Source organism: Pseudomonas sp. TE6283 (genome assembly GCF_054060555.1).
In genome coordinates this window covers 56,962-76,039 of sequence record NZ_JBSSDH010000003.1, presented here as the reverse complement: position 1 = coordinate 76,039, position 19,078 = coordinate 56,962, and the positions used below count along the sequence as shown (strand labels likewise).

At 66.4% G+C, this 19,078-nt stretch carries 17 protein-coding genes; 8 read left to right on the top strand and 9 right to left on the bottom strand.

Going from position 1 to position 19,078, the window contains the following annotated elements; all coding sequences use genetic code 11:
- The first annotated feature begins 8 nt into the window (after positions 1–8).
- The 5 genes from ACVWZ5_RS05845 to ACVWZ5_RS05825 all read left to right on the top strand — a co-directional run bounded on the left by ACVWZ5_RS05845 (position 9) and on the right by ACVWZ5_RS05825 (position 4,790).
- Complete coding sequence (locus ACVWZ5_RS05845) at positions 9–1,160, top strand: alginate O-acetyltransferase (RefSeq protein WP_069015824.1); 1,152 nt, start codon at positions 9–11, stop codon at positions 1,158–1,160.
- A 20-nt stretch (positions 1,161–1,180) separates the two neighbouring features.
- Complete coding sequence (locus ACVWZ5_RS05840; RefSeq protein WP_280093235.1) at positions 1,181–1,828, top strand: alginate O-acetyltransferase AlgF; 648 nt, start codon at positions 1,181–1,183, stop codon at positions 1,826–1,828.
- Positions 1,829–1,863: 35 nt separating this feature from the next.
- Positions 1,864–3,318: a mannose-1-phosphate guanylyltransferase/mannose-6-phosphate isomerase gene (locus ACVWZ5_RS05835; protein WP_028689560.1), complete on the top strand. Its 1,455-nt coding sequence runs from the start codon at positions 1,864–1,866 to the stop codon at positions 3,316–3,318.
- A gap of 165 nt (positions 3,319–3,483) precedes the next feature.
- Positions 3,484–3,948 (top strand): multidrug transporter, encoded by a 465-nt coding sequence (locus tag ACVWZ5_RS05830; RefSeq protein ID WP_446847134.1) that lies wholly within the window; start codon positions 3,484–3,486, stop codon positions 3,946–3,948.
- 29 nt (positions 3,949–3,977) lie between these two features.
- Positions 3,978–4,790, top strand: coding sequence for an SDR family oxidoreductase (locus tag ACVWZ5_RS05825; RefSeq protein WP_457340466.1), 813 nt, complete (start codon positions 3,978–3,980; stop codon positions 4,788–4,790).
- Between the two features lie 71 nt (positions 4,791–4,861).
- Here the strand turns inward: ACVWZ5_RS05825 and ACVWZ5_RS05820 are convergent, their stop codons facing one another.
- The 4 genes from ACVWZ5_RS05820 to ACVWZ5_RS05805 form a co-directional block, all read right to left on the bottom strand.
- Positions 4,862–6,298 carry an efflux transporter outer membrane subunit gene (locus tag ACVWZ5_RS05820; protein ID WP_186599296.1) on the bottom strand — a complete coding sequence of 479 codons (1,437 nt, stop codon included), beginning with the start codon at positions 6,296–6,298 and terminating at the stop codon, positions 4,862–4,864.
- Positions 6,295–7,356: an HlyD family secretion protein gene (locus tag ACVWZ5_RS05815; RefSeq protein WP_062572855.1), complete on the bottom strand. Its 1,062-nt coding sequence runs from the start codon at positions 7,354–7,356 to the stop codon at positions 6,295–6,297. Before ACVWZ5_RS05815 ends, ACVWZ5_RS05820 begins: the two co-directional genes overlap by 4 nt.
- A gap of 26 nt (positions 7,357–7,382) precedes the next feature.
- Complete coding sequence (locus ACVWZ5_RS05810; RefSeq protein WP_062572854.1) at positions 7,383–8,924, bottom strand: MFS transporter; 1,542 nt, start codon at positions 8,922–8,924, stop codon at positions 7,383–7,385.
- A 293-nt stretch (positions 8,925–9,217) separates the two neighbouring features.
- Positions 9,218–10,153 (bottom strand): LysR family transcriptional regulator, encoded by a 936-nt coding sequence (locus ACVWZ5_RS05805; protein WP_062572853.1) that lies wholly within the window; start codon positions 10,151–10,153, stop codon positions 9,218–9,220.
- A 230-nt stretch (positions 10,154–10,383) separates the two neighbouring features.
- Here ACVWZ5_RS05805 and ACVWZ5_RS05800 point away from each other — a divergent pair, with 230 nt between their 5' ends.
- Positions 10,384–10,842, top strand: coding sequence for a universal stress protein (locus tag ACVWZ5_RS05800; protein ID WP_028689553.1), 459 nt, complete (start codon positions 10,384–10,386; stop codon positions 10,840–10,842).
- A 101-nt stretch (positions 10,843–10,943) separates the two neighbouring features.
- Here ACVWZ5_RS05800 and ACVWZ5_RS05795 read toward each other — a convergent pair whose 3' ends face one another.
- From ACVWZ5_RS05795 to ACVWZ5_RS05780, 4 genes are read right to left on the bottom strand one after another with little or no spacing between them, the layout of a single operon-like run.
- Positions 10,944–11,804, bottom strand: a complete 861-nt coding sequence (locus tag ACVWZ5_RS05795; protein WP_062572852.1) for an efflux RND transporter periplasmic adaptor subunit — start codon at positions 11,802–11,804, stop codon at positions 10,944–10,946.
- A 10-nt stretch (positions 11,805–11,814) separates the two neighbouring features.
- Entirely contained in the window at positions 11,815–12,015 is a 201-nt protein-coding gene (locus tag ACVWZ5_RS05790; protein WP_028689551.1) for a DUF1656 domain-containing protein, read from the bottom strand.
- Positions 12,005–14,182 carry an FUSC family protein gene (locus tag ACVWZ5_RS05785; protein ID WP_084941980.1) on the bottom strand — a complete coding sequence of 726 codons (2,178 nt, stop codon included), beginning with the start codon at positions 14,180–14,182 and terminating at the stop codon, positions 12,005–12,007. The genes ACVWZ5_RS05790 and ACVWZ5_RS05785 overlap by 11 nt, the downstream gene beginning before the upstream one ends.
- A complete protein-coding gene (locus ACVWZ5_RS05780) occupies positions 14,179–15,705 on the bottom strand; it encodes an efflux transporter outer membrane subunit (protein ID WP_186599292.1) in 1,527 nt (508 codons plus the stop codon). Before ACVWZ5_RS05780 ends, ACVWZ5_RS05785 begins: the two co-directional genes overlap by 4 nt.
- A gap of 180 nt (positions 15,706–15,885) precedes the next feature.
- Here ACVWZ5_RS05780 and ACVWZ5_RS05775 point away from each other — a divergent pair, with 180 nt between their 5' ends.
- Both ACVWZ5_RS05775 and ACVWZ5_RS05770 read left to right on the top strand, forming a co-directional pair.
- A complete protein-coding gene (locus ACVWZ5_RS05775; RefSeq protein WP_028689548.1) occupies positions 15,886–16,833 on the top strand; it encodes a LysR family transcriptional regulator in 948 nt (315 codons plus the stop codon).
- A 160-nt stretch (positions 16,834–16,993) separates the two neighbouring features.
- A complete protein-coding gene (locus ACVWZ5_RS05770; RefSeq protein ID WP_062572849.1) occupies positions 16,994–17,968 on the top strand; it encodes a 2-hydroxyacid dehydrogenase in 975 nt (324 codons plus the stop codon).
- A gap of 54 nt (positions 17,969–18,022) precedes the next feature.
- On the opposite strand, the gene ACVWZ5_RS05765 is transcribed toward ACVWZ5_RS05770, so the two are convergent.
- The gene (locus ACVWZ5_RS05765) at positions 18,023–18,925 is read right to left on the bottom strand and encodes a DMT family transporter (RefSeq protein ID WP_062572848.1); all 903 of its coding nucleotides are present in this window, start codon (positions 18,923–18,925) and stop codon (positions 18,023–18,025) included.
- Positions 18,926–19,078: the final 153 nt, after the last annotated feature.

The window sequence follows — 19,078 nt, the reverse complement described above, 5'->3', positions numbered from 1 at the left end:
CCTGAATCATGAACCGGACACTTCGCATCACCTATTCGCTGACGTTCATGGGCCTGCTGGTCGGGCTGGGCGCATGGTCGGTCGGCGGGCTGGAAAGTTTCAACCGCACAGGGCAGATGACCCTGCTCGACGGCAAGCTCGCCAAGGCTGCCGAAACCCACTACGACGAGCAGTTCCCGATCAAGCGCGTCGGCACCAACCTGTGGGCCGCGCTGGACTTCAAACTGTTCAACGAAGGCCGCCCCGGCGTGGTGCTGGGCCGCGACCAGTGGCTGTTCACCGACGAGGAGTTCAAGCCCACCGCCGGCGCGCAGCAACAGATACAGGACAACCTGGCACTGGTGCGTGGAGTGCGTGACGCACTGCAACGCCAGGGCGTGCAACTGGTGCTGGCGATCGTCCCGGCCAAGGCCCGCCTCTATTCCGAATACATCGGCAAGGAGGCGCCGGCCAGCCTGCACGACGAGCTGTTCAACCAGTTCCACGCCCAGGCGCGCCAGGCCAATGTGTTCGCCCCCGACCTGCTGGCGCCGCTGGAGCAGGCCAAGGCCCGCGGCCAGGTGTTCCTGCGTACCGACACCCACTGGACGCCGATGGGCGCCGAAGTGGTCGCGCAATCGCTGGCCGAAGCCGTCGATCGCCAGCAGCTGCTCACCGGCGAGCCCCAGGCGTACATAACCGAGGCCGGCGCCAGCGCGCCGTACAAGGGCGACCTGACCAACTTCCTGCCGCTGGATCCACTGTTCAGCAACCTGCTGCCCACCCCCGACACCCTGCAACAACGCAAGACCCACCCGGTGCAGGCCGAAGGCGACGATGCGCTGTTCGCCGACAGCCGGATCCCGGTGGCGCTGGTGGGCACCAGCTACAGCGCCAACCCGCACTGGAACTTCCTCGGCGCCCTGCAGCAGGCGTTGCACAGCGACGTCGCCAATTACGCCGAGGACGGCCACGGCCCGCTGCTGCCGATGCTCAAGTACCTGCAGAGCGATGCATTCAAGAACGCCCCGCCACAGGTCGTGGTGTGGGAATTCCCCGAACGGTATCTGCCAATGAAGAACGACCTCAGCGCCTTCGATCCGCAGTGGATCGCGCAGCTGAAGAACTCCCGTCAATCCGAAGAAAACCTGGCCCTGTCGTCCAACCGGACGGACCACTGAAGATAGAGAGGAATACGCACATGACCACCAAGACTTCCATTGCCAAAGCCCTCACCCTCGCCGCCGGCCTGTCCCTGGCCTCGCTGCAGGCCTTCGCCGGCGCCGATGCCGCCCTCTATGGCCCGAGCGCGCCGAAAGGCTCGACCTTCGTGCGCCTGTACAACGCCGCCAGCAGCCCCGCCGCCGCGTCGGTCGGCAACACCCAGATCAAGCAGGTCGGCGCCCAGGCCAGCAGCGACTTCAGCTTCCTGCCCGGCGGTGACTACACCGCCCAGGTCGGCGGCAAGAGCGTCCCGGTGAAGCTCGCCGCCGACAAGTACTACACCCTGGTCAACAGCAGCAGCGGCAACCCGCAGCTTATCGAAGAGCCGCCGTTCAAGAACAAGCAGAAGGCCCTGGTGCGGGTGCAGAACCTCAGCGACCAGTCGCTGACCCTGAAGACCGCCGACGGCAAGACCGAAGTGGTCAGCCCGGTGGCCGCCAAGGGCCGTGGCGAGCGCGAGATCAACCCGGTCAAGGTCAACCTGGCCCTGTATCAAGGCGACAAGAAAGTCGGCGACGTCAAACCCGTCGCCCTGGCGCGCGGCGAAGCCGCCGTGCTGTATGTCACCGGTTCCGGCAATAGCCTGTCGCCGGTATGGGTCACTCGCCCCGTGGCTAGCAACTGATTCCCCTGCCTCTAAACGACTATTGGAGAAACATGATGATCCCGGTAATTCTTTCTGGTGGTAGCGGTTCGCGTCTGTGGCCTCTGTCGCGCAAGCAGTTCCCCAAGCAGTTCCTGGCCCTGACCGGCGAACACACCCTGTTCCAGCAGACCATCGAACGCCTGGTGTTCGATGGCATGGACACGCCTATCGTGGTCTGCAACAAGGACCACAAGTTCATCGTCCAGGAGCAGTTGAACGCACTGCAACTGCAAACCCAGGCCATCCTCATGGAGCCGTTCGGCCGCAACACCGCGCCGGCGGTGGCCATGACCGCGATGAAACTGGTCAACGAAGGCCGTGACGAGCTGATGCTGGTGCTGCCGGCCGACCACGTGATCGAGGACCAGAAGGCCCTGCAACGCGCCCTGGCCCTGGCCACCGTGGCCGCCGAGCGCGGCGAGATGGTGCTGTTCGGCGTACCGGCGACCAAGCCCGAGACCGGCTACGGCTACATCCGCTCGAGCCAGGACGCGCTGCTGCCCGAGGGCGTGGCGCGGGTCGCGCAGTTCGTCGAGAAACCCGACGAGAAGCGCGCCAACGAGTTCGTCCGCGCCGGCGGCTACTTCTGGAACAGCGGCATGTTCCTGTTCCGCGCCAGCCGCTTCCTCGAAGAGCTGAAAAAGCACGACCCGGACATCTACGACACCTGCCTGCTGGCCCTGGAGCGCAGCCAGGAGGACACCGATGCGCTGAGCATCGACGAAGCCACCTTCGCCTGCTGCCCGGACAACTCCATCGACTACGCGGTAATGGAGAAGACCCAGCGCGCCTGCGTGGTGCCGCTGTCGGCCGGCTGGAGCGACGTCGGTTGCTGGTCGTCGCTGTGGGACGTGCACGAGAAGGATGCCGACGGCAACGTCACCAAGGGCGACGTGGTGGTGCAGGACAGCCGCAACTGCATGATTCACGGCAACGGCAAGCTGGTGTCGGTGATTGGCCTTGAGAACATCGTGGTGGTCGAGACCAAGGACGCCATGATGATCGCCCACAAGGACAAGGTTCAGGGGGTCAAGCAGCTGGTCAACACCCTCGACGCCCAGGGCCGCACGGAAACCCAGAACCACCTGGAGGTGTACCGCCCGTGGGGCTCGTACGATTCGGTGGACATGGGCGGGCGCTTCCAGGTCAAGCACATCACCGTCAAACCCGGCGCCAGCCTGTCGCTGCAGATGCACCACCACCGCGCCGAGCACTGGATCGTGGTGTCCGGCACCGCCGAGGTAACCTGCGACGAGAACGTGTTCCTGCTCACCGAGAACCAGTCGACCTACATCCCCATTGCCTCGGTGCACCGCCTGCGCAACCCGGGCAAGATCCCGCTGGAAATCATCGAGGTGCAGTCCGGTAGTTACCTGGGCGAGGATGATATCGAACGCTTCGAGGATGTGTATGGGCGGACTTCGACGCCGGTGGAGCGTGGGGTTTCGGTGAAGACCATCGCGCAGTAAGCCTGGGGCATCTTCGCGGGGCAAGCCCGCTCCCACGCTGTGAACTCCCCCCGGGGAAATGCAGTACACAGCGTGGGAGCGGGCTTGCCCCGCGATTGCGTTTTTGAGGCCTGCACAATTTGCGGCTAGGATGGTCGAACCCTCGCCACCAAGGCTTGCCCCACCATGATCATCGGCGCCCTGCTCGTTCTCACCTGGCTGGTCCTGCTGCTGCGCTACCCGGCCAAGGCCCTGCCGATTTCCATGGCTGGCGTCTTTGGCCTGGGGCTGGTGGCGCTGTACGTGGTCTGGCAGGACACCCGCGAAGCCTCGCAACTGGCCCGCCTCGATATCCGCCTGGCCTACGCCCCCGACCAGTGCCCCGCCGACCGCGCCCTGCAGGTGCGCATGAAGAACGGCAACAAAGTCCCGCTCAGTGAACTGCGCTGGCGCGTCGGCGCCTATGCGCCGGGCGATACCGTGAACCTGGCCGAAAACACCTACGCCGCACCGCGCTATCGTGGCCCCGGGGAACTGCAACCGGGCGCCGAATGGAGCGATTGCCTGCCATTGCCACCGCTGCGCTCGGGCTATCGGCCACAAACACTGGAGTTCCGTGCCGAGCACCTGCAAGGTACATTCGCCAACTGAATCCTCCCTACCGAACACAGGCCCGCCCCATGCCCACCGTCCTGATCACCGGTTGTTCCAGCGGCATTGGCCGCGCCCTGGCCGACGCCTTCCGCGATGCTGGCCATGAAGTCTGGGCCACCGCCCGCAAGGCAAAGGATGTCGAACAACTGGCCGCCGCCGGTTTCAATGCCCGTCAACTGGACGTGAACGACGCCGATGCCCTCGCCCGCCTGGCAGAGGAGCTGCAAAGCCTCGACATCCTGATCAACAACGCCGGCTACGGCGCCATGGGCCCGCTGCTCGACGGCGGCGTCGAGGCCATGCGCCAGCAGTTCGAGACCAATGTCTTCGCCCTGGTCAGCGTGACCCGGGCACTGTTCCCGCTGCTACGCCGTTCCCGGGGGCTGGTGGTGAACATCGGCAGCGTGTCCGGTGTGCTGGTGACGCCCTTCGCCGGTGCCTATTGTGCGTCCAAGGCCGCCGTGCACGGACTGAGCGATGCCCTGCGCCTGGAGCTGGCGCCGTTTGGCATCCGTGTGATGGAAGTGCAGCCGGGGGCGATTGCCTCGCAGTTCGCCAGCAATGCGCAACAGCAGGCCGAGCAGGTGCTGGCGAGTGGTTCGCCGTGGTGGCCGCTGCGTGAGCAAGTACAGGCCCGGGCGAGGGCCTCGCAGGATCGGCCGACACCGGCGGCGGTGTTTGCCCAGGGATTGTTGGCGGCGACCCGCAAGTCGCCGGTGCCTGCGCTGGTGCGTATCGGCAATGGCAGCACGGCCTTGCCGTTGATGGCCCGGCTGTTGCCGCAGCGCCTGCTGGATTGGGTGTTGCGCAAGCGCTTCGGATTGTTGCGACCACTCTGACGTTATCGCGGGGCAAGTCGCATCGGCGCACCGCCGCTCCTACGCATGCCTGGGAGCCCCCGCGATACTGCTCAGACCTGATCGAACGCCTGCCAGCCTCCACCCAGCGCCTTGTACAGCCCCACCAGCGCCTGCGATACCGCCGCCGAACTGTCGGTCCACTGCTCCTCGCTGGCCAGCAACGCCGACTGCACCGTCAGCACGTTGAGAAAATCCACCGCCCCTTCCACGTACTGGCGCTGCGCGGTCTCCAGGGCGATGCGGTTCTGCCGCACCGCCTCGGCCAGGTGATCACGGCGCAACTGGCTGGCGTTGTACAGACGCAGCACATCGTCGATCTCATGCCAGGCGCCAAGCACCACCTTGCGGTAATTCAGCGCCGCCTCCTGCTGCTGGGCCTCGCGCAGCTCCAGCTGGCCCTTGAGCCGACCGCCCTCGAAGATCGGCAACGACAGCTGCGGCCCGAAGGCGAACCGGCGCGAGTCCCAGGCCCCGAGATCGGACAGTTGCATGGCCTGGAAACCGACACTCCCGGACAGGCGGATGCTTGGATAGAAATCGGCCTTGGCCACGCCGATGCTGGCGGTGGCCGCATGCAACCGGGCCTCGGCCTGGCGGATATCCGGGCGGCGCTCGGCCAGCTCCGACGGCACGCCGATGGCGAAACGCTGCTGCGGCGCGGGCAGCTCACCGCCCTGCAGCAGCTGGGCCTGCAAACTGCGCGGCGGTTCGGCGGCGAGCAGGCTCAGGGCATTGATCAGGTCGTCGCGACGCGCCTCCAGAGTCGGCAGGCGCGCCTCGATCGATGCCACCTGGGCGCTGGCCTGGGCGACATCGAGCCGGGTGGCGACACCTTCGGCCTGGCGGCCTTCGGACAGTTTCAGACTGTGCCGGGCGACCTTGAGGTTGTCCTGGGTGATATCCAGGGTGTGCTGCACGGCCCGCAGCTGGATGTAGTTGCCGGCAGTCTCCGACAACAGCGCCAACAGCACGCCTCGGCGGTCGTTTTCGGCCACCGCCACGCTCGCGTCGGCGGCCTCGACCTGGCGGCGCACGCGCCCCCACAGGTCCAGTTCCCAACCGGCGACCAAGTCACCCTGCCACAAGTTGTACGCCGACTTGCCGGCCTTGCCGGAGGGGTCGTTCAACCCTTCGGCGCTGTTGCGCGCCCGGCTGTAACCTGCGTTTGCATCCACCGTGGGCGTCTCGTCAGCCGCCACGGTGCTGCGCAAGGCGCGGCTCTGCAGCAGGCGGGCACTGGCCATCTGCAGGTCGAGGTTGCGCTCGGTGACTTTCTGGATCAGCGCGCTCAACTGGGCGTCGTGGAAACTGTCCCACCAGCGCAGTTCCATTGGCTCGGCGACCGGCTGGCTGGCCGCGGCCTCACCTTGCAACGAGGCCCAATCCTGAGGCGCTTCGCTGGCCGGGCTCTGGAAGTCCGGTCCGAGGGTGCAGCCGGCAAGCAACATGGCCAGCAGCAAAGGACTCAAGCGTGATGCCGCTTTCATCGCGCAGTCACCTCTTTACCGGCCAGCTTGTCACCCTGGGTGTCGATGACCGCCTCCACCGACATGCCCACCCGCAGACGCTCCAGCAACGGCTGGCCGTCATCGAAGACAATCTTCACCGGAATGCGCTGCACCACCTTGGTGAAGTTGCCGGTGGCGTTGTCCGGCTTCACAGCGGCGAAGGTCACGCCCGTTGCAGGGGCGATGCTCTCGACGCGGCCGTGGAGTTTCTCGCCGGAGAAGGTATCGACGCTGATGCTCACCGGCTGGCCCGGCTGCACGTGGGTCAACTGGGTCTCCTGGAAGTTGCCGACGATGTAGGCGCGCGCCAGCGGCACCACCGACAACAGCCGCGCGCCCGGGTTTACGTAGGCGCCTACACGCAGGGCGCGCTCGCCGACCATGCCGTCCACCGGCGCGGTGATGCGGGTGTAGGACAGATCCAGTCGGGCTTTCTCCAGGCCGGCCTCGGCCCGTTTCAGCTGGCCATCGGCACTGGCCACCTGGGCGCCGAGGATATCCACCTGCTTGCGCGTCGCCACCAGCGCCGCCTGGGTGTTGGCCAGCCGGGCGCGGGCCTGGTCAACGCCACTGCGCGCCTGCTGGGCATTCTGCACAGTGCCGGCGCCCTGCTCGGCCAGGCGGCTGTAGCGGGTCACCTCATGATCGGCGAAGGCCGCTTCGGCCTGGGCCGCCTTCACCGCGGCCTCGGCCTGGGCGATCAGCGAGGCCTGGCGCTCGAGGGTGGCGCGGGCATCCAGGCTCTGCGCCCTGGCCACCAGCAACTGGGCCTGGGCCGCGTCGAGGGCGGCCTGGTAGTCGCGCGGGTCGATGGTCGCCAGCAACTGGCCGGCCTTCACCTGCTGGTTGTCCTCCACCAGCACCTCCTTGATAAAGCCCGCCACCTTCGGCGCGACCACGGTGTAGTCGGCGGTTACATAGGCATCGTTGGTGCTCTGGCGATGGTCACTGCCGAACATCCAGGGGCCGACGATGGCGGCCAGCACGGCCACGGCGAGCACCGAGCCGATAAGGATTGTCTTGCGCTTGTTGGTCATTTCAAGGTCTCGGATTCATCCACGGATCAGGCCACCGCACGCGGCGGGAAAATCCGGGTAGGCACGAAGGGAATCAGGCAGATCAGGGCGACGGCGATACCCGCCATCACCAGGTACAGGTCGGCCGAGGTCAGCACCAGGGCCTGTTCATGGACGCGCTTGGCCAGGCCAGCGGCGTTGTCGTCGATCAGCGGGGCATTGCCCAGGCTGTCGACCAGGTGGTTGGAATGAAAATGCCGGCGCACGGTGCCCAGGGCGTCGAGCAAACCGCCGGCGATCACCGCCGACAGGCCCTTGACCGTGTTGAACCAGGCAGAGGCGAAGGGGCCTTCCTGCGGGGTCATGCCATTGGTGGACAGCATCAGCAGCGGCAGCACCGCCATGGGCTGACCGAACACCTGCAGCAGGTAGAACGGGTAGAAGTCGCCGCGGATCCACTGCGAGGTCAGCAGGCTGCTGCCCACGCACGAGGCCGCCAGCATGGCCAGGCCCATCGCCAACACCCAGCGGCAGTCCACCGCACGGATGTTGCACAACGCCGCGGTCAACGGCAGGGCGATCAGTTGAGGCATGGCCACCAGCATCATCAGCGGGCTGGTCTGCGCCGGGCGGTAGCCCTGGATCTGCGCCAGGTAGGCGGACGGAATGCTGCCCACGCCCGAGAGCACGACCAGCACCCCGGCCAGGGTCACCAGGGCGAAGCTCAGGTTGCGTCGCGTGAGCATGCGCAACTGGAAGAACGGCAGCGGCTCGGACCATTCGTTGAACATGAACAGCACCAGCAGCAACACGCCAACGCCGAGCAGCCAGCAAATCAGCGGCGAGTCGAACCAGCCCCAACGGTCGCCCAGCGACAGCCCGAGGACGATGCAACTGATCGCTGGCAGACCGAGCAACACGCCGCGCCAGTCCAGTTGCCTGAAGCGCTCGAGGCGCAGCGGATCCTGGGGCAGGCCCCAGCCGACGCAGGCGATCGCCAGCAGCGAGGGCAGGATGATCTGCCAGAACGCCCACTGCCAGCCGACGTACTCGGTCCACAGGCCCGCCAACGGCGTGCCGAGGTTCGGCCCGAAGGTGGCGGTCAGGGCGTAGCAGGCCAGGCCGTAGACCTTGATGCCCGGCGGCAGGAAACGCAGCGCCACGCTCATCAGCATCGGCGGCAAGGCGCCCGAGGCGAAGCCCTGCAGCACGCGCAGCAGCATCAGGCTGTGCAGGTTGGGGGCGAAGGGTTGGATCAGGCCAAGCACGGCGAACACGCCGACGGCGCTCATGGTGAAGCGGCGCAACGAAAAGGTGGTGGCCAGCCAGGGTGCGAAGGCCATGGCCGAGACCGAGGCGGCGGCATACACCGCCAACAGCCAGGCACCTTCGTCGGCGCCGATGCCCATGGCGCCACGAATGTCGCTCAGGGAAATCTTGGTCACCGCCTCGTTTAGCCCGGCGCACAGCACCGCCAGCAACACGCCGAACAGCCCGACCACTACCCGCAGGCCGAACGCCGTCTGCGCGGGGGCGGCCGGTGCGGGAGCGGCGGCCAGCGCGGCGCAGGGCGCGGTCAGGGAACTCATGGATAGACATCTCCAGCAACAAATTCAGGACTGGAGCAAGTCTAAGTAGGTCGAATACTGACGAAAACTGACTTGTTGGCAGGTTTATGTTGCGTCAGACGCAATCCATGAAGATTGCGCATCCTCTGTAGGAGACTGCCCAGCCCCTCGGGCACACTGTCGCGCAGGGAACTGTCCCCCTGTGGGAGCGGCCTTGTGTCGCGAAAGGGCTGCGCAGCAGCCCCAGGATTTCAGCGTTCATGCAAAGATCGTCGGGGCCGCTCTGCGGCCCTTTCGCGACACAAAGGCCGCTCCTACAGGGAACGCGCAGGGCTTGAAGCTGGCGTGGGCTCGCCCGCGCAGCAGGCGCGCATGGTCTGGCGCAACCAGCGATGCGCCGGGTCGTTGTCGAAACGCGGATGCCAGGCCTGCATCACCCGCACCCGCTCCAGCGGCACCGGGATCTCGAACGAGCGCAGCGGCAGGCCGAACTTGGTCACGCTGCCGAGGATGTTCGCCGGCATCGGCAGGATCAGGTCCGACTCCGGCAACGAGAACATCGCCGAATGGAAGCTCGGCGTGATCAGCGCCACCCTGCGCTGCACGCCATGGGTGCCCAGCTCCACGTCGATGGGGCCGTTGGCCCGTCCGCGTCGTGACACGCTGATCTGCGGATAGCGGGCAAAGCGCTCTGGGGTGATCCCGGCGTCGAAGATCGGGTGGTCGGCCCGCGCCAGCCCGACGAACCAGGTGTCGAACAGGCTCTGCACCTTGATCTCCGGCCCCATGTCGATACTCGAACTGACCACCAGGTCGATCTGCCCGTGGCGCAGCACCAGGTCATCGTCGCCCTGGTGCTCCGGGACGAAGCGCAGCACGGTGTTCGGCGCCTGCTCGAGCATCATGTGCAGCAGGCGCGCGCCATACAAGGCGATGAACAGGTCGTTGGTGCGGATGTTGAAGGCCCGGTCGAGGTTCGGCAGGTCGACCTCGTCGCCACTGCGAAACACCAGCCCGGCCTGCTCCACCAGCGCCCGGACCTGGTCGCGCAGGGCCAGTGCCCGTGGTGTCGGCACCAGACCACGGCCAGCGCGTACCAGGATCGGGTCGCCCATGGCCTCGCGGATCCGCCCCAGCGTGCGGCTCATGGCCGCCGGGCTCAGGTTCATGCGCTGGGCGGCGCCGACCACGCTGCCTTCGTCGAGCAGGGCATCGAGGGCGACGAGCAGGTTCATGTCCGGGAGTTGCATGGCCGTTTTCCGTGACAGCTGTGGGAAACGCGATGGTATCAGGTTGGTGGATTGCGTCAGGCGCAATGGCACCGTGCGTGAGGGGCCATTTATCCATGTGGGCGAATGAACAGAGAATGGTGTGGCCTCATCGCCGGCAAGCCGGCTCCCACTGGCAGCGCATCTCCCTGTGGGAGCCGGCTTGCCGGCGATCAGGCCAACACTGCCATCCATTCTCCAAAGGATTGCCCATGCCCCACCCGGTCCTGATCGCCATCGACGCCTCCCCCGCCAGCCACGCCCTGCTCGACCTAGCCCGCCGCTACTGCCGCCCGGGCGAACACACCCTGCACGTGCTGCTGGCCATCGACTCGACCTTCGCCGTACACGATCACCGGACGGCCTACACCGAGGAGGAGCTGGAGGAGTACCCCGCCGCCTGCGACGAACAGCAATTGGCCGAGCACGCCGTGAACAGCGCCGTGGGCATCCTGTGCGAAGCCGGCTTCGAAAGCCTGGGCTGCATGGTCGCCGGCCAGCCGGTTGAGGCGATCATCACCAAGGCCCGGGAGCTTGAATGCGAGCTGATCATCATCGGCCACCGCCACCTGTCGCGGGTCGGAAGGCTGCTGGATCCGTCGATCAGTGCCAAGGTGATTGATCGGGCACATGTACCCGTTCTGGTAGGCGTGCCGACTGACGTTGGCTGAAGTCTCGCGATAAGCTCACCGCCACCATCGCTTGGCAAGCCCGCTCCCAGAGCACCCTCATACTCGTGGGAGCGGGCTTGCCCCGCGATGGTCTGCTTGGATCACTCCGCGCTCGCCTTGACCACCACCGTGCACGTGGTCCCCGCCGCCAGCAGGAACCCTTCCGGCACTTCATCGATATGGATCCGCACCGGCACCCGCTGCGCCAGCCGCACCCAGTTGAAGGTCGGGTTCACGTCGGCGATCAGCTCACGGCTCTGCGGGTTGTCGCGGTCGTAGATGCCACGGGCGATGCTTTCCACATGCCCCTTGATGCGCTCGCCACTCATCATCTGCAGCTCGGCCACATCGCCCACCTTCACATGGGGCAGCTTGGTCTCCTCGAAGAAGCCGTACACCCAGAACGACTGCTCATCCACCACCGCCATCACCGCCTCGCCGGTGCGGGCATAGTCACCCTTGTGGATGTTCAGGTTGGTCACGTAGCCATCGACGGTGGCGACGATCTGCGTGCGCTTGAGGTTCAGCTCGGCAGCGGCGAGCTGGGCCTGGGCGTGCTGGTAGTCGGCCAGTGCCGAGCTGGCGATGTTGCTGGCGTCGTCGCGGTTCTCTTTCGAGATCACCAGGTTGTCCAGGTCGGCGCGGCGCTTGGCATTCACCTTGCGCATCTCCCAGGTGGCCTTGCGCGAGGCCACCAGCGCCTTGGCCTGGTCCACCGCCAGCTGGTAGTGCTCGGGGTCGATGCGGATCAGCACGTCGCCCTTCTTCACCCGCTGGTTGTCCTTGACCGGCACGTCCACCACATAGCCCGGCACATCGGCGGCGACGTTGATGATGTCGGCGCGCACCCGGCCGTCGCGGGTCCATGGCGTAGTCATGTAGTGCAGCCACAACTGGCGGCCGATCGCCACGGCAGCGGCCAGCACCAGCAGGGTGGCGATCAGGCTGAAGAACTTTTTCATTGCAGGATTCTCACCAGTAGAGCGACAGCGCCAGGGCGCCGAACAGGCAGACGAACAGCGACAGGCGCAACAGCGCCGGGTGCCAGAAGAAGCGATAGCCATCAACGCTTGCGATGAACCGGTCCAGCCCCCAGGCCAGGCCCAGGGCGAACAGGAACATCAAGGTCATGGTGGGCATGTACACGCCATGGAAGGCGATCTCACGGGGCATGGTGCATTCCTTTCGCCGGTGCCAGCGGCGACTGTGGGTCGAGCAGGGAGGATCGGATGAAGTGCAGGTAGCTCTGCGCCCGGCGCAGCACCGAGGTGTCGAAGTGCCGGGCGAAGGGTTCGTCGGTGGCCTGCACGCGGCTGATGGCGTGGTCCACCGCCACCAGGGCGCGCTCGTGGTTGCTGGCGCTGGGTTGCAGGAACAGCCGCGCCAAGGCCCGGCCCATCACGCGGATGGCCTGGCGCCAGGGCTGCGATTCGGCGTAGGCCGGGTGGATCGGCGCGCGATCCTGCTCCTTGCGCAGCTCGATGATGGCGTGGCCGATCTCCAGCACGGTGAACATCCAGCCCATCAACTCGCTCTGCACCTGCGGCTTGCCGGCGGCCAGGCCATAGGCCTGGTGCAGCAGGTCGCGGGTGCGGCTCTCGAACGCCGAGCCCAAACCGCGCAGGCGCCCGCCGATGGCGAACAGCACCTGCTCGCGCAGTTCCTGTTCCAGGCGGCTCCACAGCCAGCGGCTGTTGGGCGGCAGGATGATCGCCCCGGCCGCGGCGCAGACGAACATGCCGATGACCATGCCGATGTAGTCATTGATGAAGGTGTAGGGGTCGTAGATCGTCAGGTTGTTCGGCACCGAACCGATGGCGAAGAACACCAGCAGGCCCAGGCCGTAACCGGCATAGGCCGGGCGCGAAGCGAGGAACGCCCCAAGCACGAACACCGGCGCCAGCACCATGCACAGCAGCGCAAAACCGTCGATCCAGGGAAACACGAAGAACGTCTCGAAGAACCCGACGAAGGCGCCGATCGCCGTGCCACAGGCCATCTGGAACGACATGCGCTTGGGGTTCGGCGAGGCCGCAGACAGGCCCACGGTGACCGTGGCGATCAGGGTCATCATGGCGCCGCTGGGCCAGTCGCTGAGCAGCCAGTAGCTGCCCAGCAGAAGCAGCACCGCCGAGGCGCGCACGCCAGCGGCCAGCGATACCAGCCAGCTGGTCTGGGCCACGTAGGGCTCGTCCCACTGCTCGCGTTCGTGCTTGTGCACGGCCAGCGAGGCATGGGTCTCGGCATAGCTGTACATCTCGTCGACGAAGCGATAGAGCAGCTCGAAGGCGGTGTGGAAATCGAGCAGATCGGACTCGCTGGGGTTGGTCTGCAGGTACTCGGCGCGCAGGCCGCGCACCTGGGCCTGCAGGCCTTCCTTGTAGGTGCCCAGCTCCAGTGCCAGGCGCAAGGCATCAGCGTCGGTCAGAGCCCGACCGACATAAGGCTGCAGCAGCTCGGCCAGGGTGTCCAGGCCGGGCTCGATGGCGCCGACGATCTGCAGCGGGCCACGGGCGCGCAGGCGCTCGAGCAACCGGTGCAGGGCGTTGAAGCGCGTGGTGATGGCCATGAACTCGCTGTTCATCCGCACCAGGCGGCCGGAGCGTCGGCGCATGTGCGGATCTTCAAAGGCAGTGACGTTGCGCAGGCTCTCCAGGCCCACCGCCTCGGCGACAAAGCGCACGTTGCTGGTCTCGAAGCGGTCGCGCTGGCTGTCGCCGCGCAGCGCCTCGACCACCACCCCGGCGAACACGCCGAAGCGCTGGTACAGGGCGTTGCGCATGGCGGCACTGGCCGACTGCGGCAGGATCGCGGCGCTGACGAAGGTCGAGACGAGAATCCCCAGGGCGATCTCCAACACGCGCCACACCGCCGCCATGAACGCCTGGTCAGGGTGCTGCAACACCGGCAGGCCGATCATCGCCGCCGTATAACCGGCCAGCACGAAGCCATAGGCGCGGAAGGTGCGGTAGCGCATGGCCCCCGCCGAGCACAGGCCGACCCACAGTGCCAGGCTGGGCAGGAACAGCTCGGTGTTCTGCGGGAAGATCGCCATCAGCGCGACCATCATCGCCGAACCGGCCAGGGTGCCGAGCACCCGGTAGAAGCTCTTGGCAAACACATGACCGCTCTGCGGCTGCATGACGATGAACACGGTGATCATCGCCGTGCGCGGCTGCGGCAGCTCCAGGCGCATGGCCAACCACAGGGTGATGAACGCGGCGGCCAGCACCTTGAAGATGTAGACCCAGGTGACCCCGTCGGTGCGCGCCCAGGCGAAGAAACCCCGGCGCCATTCCAGGCTCCGCAGCCAGCGCAGGGGCAAGCTCGATGTCCTCATTCGGCGTGGTCCGGCTGATCGAAAATGGCCAGGGTGGCCGGGGTTTTCGGTGCGGCCTGACGCTGCTCATCCGGCACGTCCTTGCCCGCCTCCAGGCCGCCGCCCAGGGCGGTGACCAGCTCGGCGTGGGCGGCCAGGCGCGCGGCCTGCACCTGCTGCTGCAGCTGTTGCTGACGGAACAGCAGGGTCTGGGCGTTGAGCACGTTGAGGTAATCGGTCAGGCCACGCTGGAAGGCGACGGTGGCGATGTCGTAGGTCTTCTGCGCCGCGGCCACCGATTCGGCGGCGAAGTGCGCCTGCTCCTTCATCGACTCGCGGCGGATCAACTGGTCGGAGATGTTCTTCAACGCCCCGATCACCGTCTGGTTGTAGCGTGCCACGGCCACGTCATAGCCCGCCGAGGCCACGCCCAGCTGCGAGCGCAGGCGGCCGCCGTCGAAGATCGGCAGGCTGATGGCCGGCCCCACGTTGTAGTTGAACTTGCGCCCGGTGAGGAACTCCAGCGGGCCGCCGCCGGTGGCCATGAAGCCAAGGCCGCCGACCAGGTCGACATTGGGGAAGAAGCCGGCGTGGGCCACGTCGATGCCACGGGCCTGGGCCGCCACCTGCCAACGGCTGGCGACCACGTCGGGACGCTGGCCGACCAGTTCGGCGGGCAGGTTCGACGGCAGTTTCAGCGGCGCGCCGAGGGTCAGGGTCGGGCGTTGCAGCTTGGCACCCTCCCCCGGCCCCTTGCCGGCCAGGGCGGCCAGCTGGTTGCGGGTCAGGGCGATCTCCTCGTTGAGGCTGTCGATCTGGCGGTGGGTTTCCGGCAGCGGCGCCTCGGCCTGGCTGACCTCGAAATGGGTACCGATGCCGCCGTCCAGGCGACGCTTGGCCAGGGCGACGATCTGCTCCTGCTGCGCAAGTTCGGCCTGGACGATATCGCGCCGGGCGTAATGCAGGCTGAGCTGGATATAGGCGCGCACCACGTTGTTCTCAAGCTCCAACTGGGCCTGGCGCGCCTCGGCGACGCTCATGTGCGCCTGGTCCACGGCCTGCTCGCTGGCATTGCGCTCGCGGCCCCACAGGTCCAGGGCGTAGCTGAAGCCGATGGCGGCGTTGTTGTCCCAGGTGTTGGCGCCGGACAGCGCGCCCGGGCCGTAGAACTGATCCTCGGGCCAGTTGTGGCGCTTGAGCGTGGCGTTGCCGTTGGCCTGCAATTTTTCCGCCGACTCGACCACGCCGGCCAGCGCCTTGGCTTCCCGCACCCGCGCGGCGGCCATGGCCATGCTCGGGCTGCCGGCCAGCGCCTGGGCGATCCAGGCGTCCAGCTGCGGGTCGCCATAGTCGCGCCACCACTGCTGGGCCGGCCAGTGGGCGTCGCGCGCGGCCTCGCGGATCGCGGCGTCGGTGGTCAGTTGGTTGGCTTGGAGGGTCTTGCTTTGCGGGGCGATGCCCCAGGTTCCGATACAGCCGCTCAAGGTGAGACAAAGGGCACAGGCACTGAACGCATGGAGCGCTCTGATGTGGCGACGCGGCACAGCTGCGATTTCCCGAGGAAGAGGTGAAGGGGCCGGGCAATTCTAGGGGCGGGTTTCATTGGCGATAAGCGCAGATTCCTGCGAATCTTTGTTACCAAAACAGCGATAATCCGGCTTTAGTCGGAAGCGGAATTCCGCAACTTCATGTCACAATTTTGTCCTCTAAACCGAGAGTGACCCATGGACACCCTGCAAAACATGCGTGCTTTCAGTTGCGTGGCCCAGCTCGGCAGCTTCACCGCTGCCGCGGCGCAACTGGATACGACCACCGCGAACGTGTCGCGGGCGGTCTCCAACCTGGAAGCCCATCTGCAAACCCGCCTGCTCAACCGCACCACCCGGCGCATCGCGCTGACCGAGGCCGGCAAGCGCTACCTGATGCGCTGCGAACAGATTCTTACCTACGTGGAAGAAGCCGAGGCCGAGGCCAGCGACGCCCACGCTCGTCCTGCCGGGCAACTGAAGGTGCATTCGATGACCGGCGTCGGCCAGCACTTCGTGGTCGATGCCATCGCCCGCTACCGCGAGTCGCACCCGGACGTCACCTTCGACCTGACCATGGCCAACCGCGTGCCCGACCTGCTGGACGAGGGCTACGACGTGTCCATCGTGCTGGCCAGCGAGTTGCCCGACTCGGGCTTCGTCTCGCAGCGCCTGGGCATCACCTACAGCATCGTCTGCGCCTCGCCCGAGTACGTGGCCCGCCACGGCAGCGCGCACAAGCCGGCCGACCTGCTCAAGCATGCCTGCCTGCGCATGGTCAGCCCGGTGATCCCGCTGGAGAAGTGGCTGTTCGACGGGCCGGAAGGCCAGGAGATGGTCAACATCACCACCTCGCCGTTCCAGGTCAACTCGGCGGACGCGATGAAGACCGCGATCCGCAGCGGCATGGGTGTGGGCGTGCTGCCGATCTATTCGGCCATCGACGGCCTGCGCGACGGCAGCCTGGTGCGGATCATGCCGGAGTACCGCCTGCAGGAGCTGAACCTGTACGCGATCTACCCGTCGCGCCAGTACCTGGATGCCAAGATCAAGACCTGGGTCGAGTACCTGCGCAATTCGCTGCCGGAGATTCTTGCCGCCCATGAGGCCGACCTGAAGACCCATGAGCTGCTGATCGCCAACTGAAAAAGCTGCTGCATTACAACGGGCGGCAATGGTAGGTTGCTAAGCAATGACCCCGTCATCGCGGGGCAAGCCCGCTCCCACGAGTGCTCCACGGCATGCCTGGGAGCGGGCTTGCCCCGCGATGAGGCAGTCCTCACCCGACTTGCAGAGAAGCAGCCCGATGAAAAAGACCGTCCTGGCCTTCAGCCGCATCACGCCAGCCATGGCCGAACGCCTGCAACAAGACTTCAACGTGATCGTGCCGAATCCGAAACTCGGCGACATCAGTGCCCAGTTCAACGAAGCGCTGCCCGAGGCCCACGGCCTGATCGGCGTCGGTCGCAAGCTCGGCCGCGCGCAGCTCGAAGGCGCGGGCAAGCTGGAGGTGGTGTCCAGCGTCTCGGTCGGCTACGACAACTACGACCTGGACTACTTCAACGAGCGCGGCATCGCCCTGACCAACACCCCCGACGTGCTCACCGAAAGCACCGCCGACCTGGGCTTCGCCCTGATCATGGGCTGCGCACGGCGCACCGCCGAGCTGGATGCCTGGACCAAGGCCGGCCACTGGCAGGCCACCGTGGGGCCGGCGCAGTTCGGCTGCGATGTGCACGGCAAGAAACTGGGCATCGTCGGCATGGGCAACATCGGCGCGGCCATCGCCCGCCGTGGCCGCTTCGGTTTCAACATGCAGGTGCTGTACACCGGCAACAGCCGCAAGACCGCGCTGGAACAGGAACTAGGCGCGCAGTTCCGCAGCCTGGAGGCACTGCTGGGCGAAGCCGATTTCGTCTGCCTGGTGGTACCGCTGTCCGAGGCCACCCGCAAACTGATCGGCGCCCGCGAGCTGCAACTGATGAAGCCCAACGCGTTCCTGATCAATATTGCCCGCGGACCTGTAGTGGACGAGGCGGCGCTGGTCGAGGCCCTGCAGAACGGCACGATCCGCGGTGCCGGGCTCGATGTGTACGAGAAGGAACCGCTTGGCGACTCACCGCTGTTCAAGCTGCCCAACGCCCTGACCCTGCCGCACATCGGCTCGGCCACCGCCGAAACCCGTGAGGCCATGGCCAACCGGGCGCTGGACAACCTGCGGGCGGCGCTGCTGGGCGAGCGGCCGCGGGACCTGGTGAATCCGCAGGTGTGGAAGGGCTGATACGTTCAGCCCGACGTACCGGCCCTGTCGCGGGGCTCCGCGACAGGGCCGTGGTTACTTGACGGCCAGCATCCCTTCGACTGGCTTGGACTTCGGTTTACGAAACACCAGCACATTCCCCGCCATCACCGCCACCAGCCCGAGCAACGCCGGCGCCGTCCATTGGTAGCCCTCGGCGAATGCCGACACATTCAACGCCACCAGCGGGAACAGTACGGTGCAATAGGCTGCCCGCTCCGGCCCCATGCGTCCGACCAGGGTCAGGTAGGCGGTGAAGGCGATCACCGAACCCGGGATCACCAGGTACAGCAGCGAGCCGATGTAGCGGGCGCTCCATTCCATATCGAAGGGAATGCCCTTGACCAGGCAGTACGCCGCCAGCATCGAGGCGCCATAGAGCATGCCCCAGGCATTGGTGGTCATGGGCTTGAGCCCGGCCTTCTGCTGCACGCTGGAGAGCATGTTGCCGGCCGAGAAGCACAGTGTGCCGAGCAGGCCCAGCCCCAGGCCATACAAGGTCTCGCGGCTGGCAGCGTGGTGCGAGAGCTCCGGCCAGAACAGCAGACCCAGGCCGAGCAGGCCCAGGGCCCCGCCACCGAGCACATTGGCGGCGATCTTCTGGCCGAAGAAGATCCGCGCGTTGATGGCGTTCCACAACGTGGCGGTAGAGAACACCACGGCGATCAGGCCGGTGGCGACCCACTGGCTGGCAGTGAGGAAGCACATGAAGTTGACGCAGAACAGGCACAAGCCCTGGGCCAGGCACACCAGGTGAGCACGCCGGTTCATCGGCTGCAGGCGGCGGGTGAGCAGCAGGAAGGCGAACAGGATCAGCCCGGCCAGGGCGAAGCGGTAGACGATCGACACCGGGATGGCGACTTCGCCCAGCTGCAGTTTCAGGGCGATCCAGGTGGTGCCCCAGATCAGGACGGTGAGCAGGTAGAGCGACAGGTTCATGATGGACTTCCTCGACAGGTATCAGGCCTATCGCGGGGCAAGCCCGCTCCCACAGGGCCCATGCGACCTCGGTGGGAGCGGGCTTGCCCCGCGATGAAAACCCCATGAGCCCAGTTTCTTGCGCCATTGCTGTTCGGCGCTTGCATAAACTTG